The 3,989-nt window shown below is 63.9% G+C and carries 4 protein-coding genes and 1 pseudogene; 1 reads left to right on the top strand and 4 read right to left on the bottom strand.

Translation table 11 applies throughout. The features are described from left to right. Positions 1-80 precede the first annotated feature (80 nt). Together RDN59_RS11630 and RDN59_RS11625 are read right to left on the bottom strand one after the other, a co-directional pair. Positions 81-923, bottom strand: a complete 843-nt coding sequence (locus RDN59_RS11630; RefSeq protein ID WP_308607976.1) for a hypothetical protein — start codon at positions 921-923, stop codon at positions 81-83. A 92-nt stretch (positions 924-1,015) separates the two neighbouring features. Next, positions 1,016-1,633, bottom strand: coding sequence for a sigma-70 family RNA polymerase sigma factor (locus RDN59_RS11625; protein WP_046648417.1), 618 nt, complete (start codon positions 1,631-1,633; stop codon positions 1,016-1,018). Between the two features lie 353 nt (positions 1,634-1,986). Between RDN59_RS11625 and RDN59_RS11620 the strand changes: the two genes are divergently transcribed. After that, positions 1,987-2,286, top strand: a complete 300-nt coding sequence (locus RDN59_RS11620; RefSeq protein WP_046648418.1) for a WhiB family transcriptional regulator — start codon at positions 1,987-1,989, stop codon at positions 2,284-2,286. A 399-nt stretch (positions 2,287-2,685) separates the two neighbouring features. Here the strand turns inward: RDN59_RS11620 and RDN59_RS11615 are convergent. Then, positions 2,686-3,024, bottom strand: a pseudogene (locus RDN59_RS11615) (excinuclease ABC subunit UvrA); the annotation flags it as partial. A gap of 298 nt (positions 3,025-3,322) precedes the next feature. Next, positions 3,323-3,989 (bottom strand): TCP-1/cpn60 chaperonin family protein (locus RDN59_RS11610; RefSeq protein ID WP_308607975.1); only part of this gene is annotated, 667 nt, incomplete at its 5' end.

Here is a 3,989-nt window from a genome sequence, read left to right as displayed (position 1 = left end):
TAACGCGCGGATTAAGTATCGCGCCTTACACAACGAAAGGACCTCTCCTCCCGGCTATGGGAAGGAGAGGTCTGTGCGTTTTATTGCTGGAACTGCGGCGGCGGGAGTTGGCCGCCATCCCCAGCACCATCCCCGTTGGAGTTATCGTTCTGCGGAGGCGTTGGCTGCTCGCCACCACCCGGCTGGCTCGGCTCCGGGTAGGTAGGCGCTGGAGGGTTCAGCGGGTTACCGGCCGACACCGTCTGGGTGACCACAACGGTGGACACCGCAGTCTGGGTCTGCGTGACGGTTGCCGGCTCCTGCGGCGGCTGCTCCTCTTCCACCGGAACGGGCTTTTCCACGGTCTGCGTCTCCGTCACCGTGGCGCGGGTTTGCGGCTTCGTCGCACGCGTGGTGTCCGCCTCGCGTTCCCGCTTGGCTTGGTCCACCATCTTCCGGGCTTCTTCGAGCAACTGGCGGGTGCCGTCCATGTCTCCCTGTGCGGAACGCTTTTCCATTTCGTCGAGCGTTCCAGCGAGCTCCACTACGGACACATCCTCATTGTTCGTGCCGAAGAGCGACTGATTCACGCCATAAAGCGGCGATCCCGGGCCGGCGTTGACGACCACCGCTCCGCTACCTGCAATCAGCAGCGTAGCTGCGGCCGCGCCGATGAGGCCGTGGATGAATGGCTTGCCCCGACGACGGCGACGTGCCGCATCCAGGGAAATAACCTCCGGCTCTTCGTCCGCGCCTTCGATGAGCGGGGCCGGGGGCATCTGCTTTTCGACGTCCCCGCGCAACTCCAGCAGGAGCCCTGCCAGCTCATCACCGCCATCGGAGGGATCCGTTCCTTCGGAGAGAGTGGTGAGGAATGCATCATCATCAACCAAGGGCTGCAGCTGCTCAGCGACGCCCTGCTGAGGCTGGTCCTTCTTTGCCACGATGTCCTCCCTTCCTTGATAGAGAAATTCTTAACTTGTCGGTGCCAAGTGCCGATGGCTCACTGCTAGCTTGTGCTAGCCCCACTGCTGGTTCATTGCGTCTCGTGCGAGTCGAGGGATTTGCGCAATTGCGCCAGTGCACGATGCTGTGCCACGCGGACTGCGCCAGGGGTGGACTCCACAATTTCTGCGGTCTCCTCTGCCGACAGCCCCACGAACACACGCAAAATGATAATGTCCCGGGCCTTGTCACTTAACGTATCGAGCATGGCCCGCACTCTGTTACTACCGTCCACGACCAGAGCGGATTCTTCGGGGGTAGCGTCCTCAGCGGCGTCTTCCGGGACGTCGTCCGTGGGGTGGGTGTGATCGCGGCTGAGGGCGCGGTGGGCGTCGGTCACCTTGTGGGCAGCGATGCCATACACGTAGGCCATAAACGGGCGGCCCTTGTCCTTGTACGTGCCAATCGACGTCGCCACCGCCAAGCAGATTTCCTGCGCCACATCCTCTGCCGTCGGCTGGCGGTGGCCGCCGATGCGTGCGCGGCAATAGCGCAGGACCTGCGGGTGAATAATGCGCATGATGCGCTGTAGGGCGCGGCGGCTACCGTCGACAGCGAGCGGAACGAGGTCCGCTAGTTCCTTATCGCTGTCGCGCTTCGACGCCGCTGAGGAGCCGCTCGCGTCTGTAGCTTGAGTAGCCACTGCCATCCTTGCTTGTTCTGCTTGGTGTATTAGTTCATATTCTGCACGAATATCATGTCACAACCTTTGGTTGAAACCCGAAACGACGGGCCTATTCCCCACTCTTTGGCAGCTATGAGAAAAGTTCATACACCGTTCATCTTAAACGTAGGCGCAGGTCATTGAGGGTAAAAGTGGGAGGTTCCGACCTGCTACACCTACATGTCAGCATTGCGTAACGCGCCGTTTACCCAAGGGGGACACACTTCTATCTCGTCTCACCTCGCCCCGGTGCTCAGGGCATCACGCCCCGTGCGGAGGCTTGCCCACAGCACGATGCGCACTAGGGGCGCTCTATCTTTGATTAAGGAGAATCGAACGTGTCTCAGTCCTTCCTGCTCCCCGGGCCGAATGCGGACTTTTGGGATTGGCAGCTCCACGGGGCATGCCGTGGAGAAAACTCTGACGTGTTCTACCACCCGGACGGCGAGCGCGGGCGCGCCCGTGCTCAGCGCGAAAGCCGCGCCAAGGCGATCTGCCACACCTGCCCAGTCATCGAAATGTGCCGCGAACATGCCCTGGCCTCCGGTGAGCCCTACGGCGTGTGGGGTGGCATGAGTGAATCTGAGCGCGTCGTGGCTCTGCGCTCGCGCGACGCTCACGCCACAGTCAGCGCCTAGCCCAGCCGTAGTCCCGCACTTCCGGCTTCCTCAGCTCCGGGGTGAACCGGTCATGGGCCGCCACACAGCGGGCCTCGACCGACGTTTCTTTAAGTACCATCACACCCCTCCCCGACCTGCGCTGATGGCGGCAAGCCACCCCTACCACGCCTGCGCTAAGTAGCGGACAGTCAGAGTATCCCTGTCCAGGAACTCGCACGGCGAGCAGGCGGCCACAATCTCGCCGCCGGAGAGCGTCGACAGCGGCTGTCCCAGCGTTAGGTAGCGCAAGCCCACGGCGACGAGCTGTTCGCAGACGCGCTTCGCGGCAGAAGCCTTGACCTCCTGGCAAAACTCAACGGTCACCACTCCGGGCACGCGCCTTCGGAGTTGAAGGAGAACATGCCGGGAGTCGCCCCCTCGTTGGCTCCCGCGGATCTCCAGCACACCGGTGGGTTCGCGCAGATCCTCCTTCAACACGAGCTTGCCGCTGACGGACGGCGCGTCGCCAGTAGAAACAACTTCGCCACCTGCTACTTCGGCGCCGAGGCTGAGCTCCACCACGCAGTCCGCAATCGCCATCGTCTCCGGGCTGTGCTCCACGACGAGCACCGTGTTGCCCTTATCACGCAGCTGCAGGAGTAGCTCGTTCATCCGCATGACATCGTGTGGGTGCAGGCCGGCGGTGGGCTCGTCGAAGACATAGATGACATCCGTGAGCGCCGAGCCGATGTGGCGCACCATGCGCGCGTGCTGCGCCAGGCGCGTGACCAGGCCCATGTAGCTCATGTTGACGCCGCCGACCTTGACCTTGGTCTCAGTCTCAAAGAGGTGACGCTTTTGTTCCTCGGTGAAGTCTTGGACCGGCACACGCCGCCGGTGCGCGCGGAGGCTGCCATGGGTTCTTGGCCCACGACGATGGCCGCTGATAGCCCCTCCAAGCGGTCGACGTCGGGGCGGGGATCGAGACACGGCGAAGGCCCGCCGCCCCGCGATGGATGCGGGTGGCGGGCCTTCCTTATGGCCACGCGGGAAACGGACGTTTCCCGCGCACGTTTTAGTGCGCGTGCGCGTGGCCTGCCTGTGCCGGTTCCTCCTCGGCGGGCTTTTCCACCACGGAGGCCTCGGTGGTGAGCACCATTCGGGCCACGGAGGCGGCGTTGACCACGGCGGAGTGGGTGACCTTCACCGGGTCGATGATGCCCTGCTCGAGCAGGTTGCCGTACTCCAGGGTGGCGGCGTTGAAGCCTTCACCGTTGGCCTTCTCGGCGACGTGGGCGACCACAACGGATCCGTCCAGGCCTGCGTTCTCAGCGATCCAGTAGGCCGGGCGGGTCAGCGCGCGGGCCACGGCCAGCACGCCAATCTTGGCCTCGCCCTCGAAGCCCTCGGCAAAGGCCTTGAGCTCCTGGGAGATCTGGACCAGCGCGGAGCCGCCGCCGGCGATAACGCCTTCCTCAACGGCCGCGCGGGCGGCGTTGATGGCGTCCTCGACGCGCAGCTTGCGCTCGTTGACCTCGGTCTCGGTAGCGGCACCAACGCGAATGACGGCAACGCCACCGGACAGCTTGGCCAGGCGCTCCTCCAGCTTCTCCTTATCCCAGGTGGAATCGGTGCGCTCGATCTCGCGCCGGATCTGCTCGCGGCGCTCCTCGACGGCCTCAGCAGTACCTGCACCATCCACGATCACGGTGTCCTCCTTGGACACGGTGACGCGGCGGGCG

Origin of the sequence: uncultured Corynebacterium sp. (assembly GCF_902489365.1) — a bacterium.
In the GTDB taxonomy this organism is placed as follows: Bacteria; Actinomycetota; Actinomycetes; order Mycobacteriales; family Mycobacteriaceae; genus Corynebacterium.
The sequence above is the reverse complement of the archived record's forward strand: the minus strand, read 5'-3'. Positions and strand labels throughout refer to the sequence as shown.

Coding starts and splice junctions, on each gene's coding strand:
- RDN59_RS11625 (WP_046648417.1), bottom strand. CDS start 1,633: ATGGCAGTGGCTACTCAAGCTACAGACGCGAGCGGCTCCTCAGCGGCG.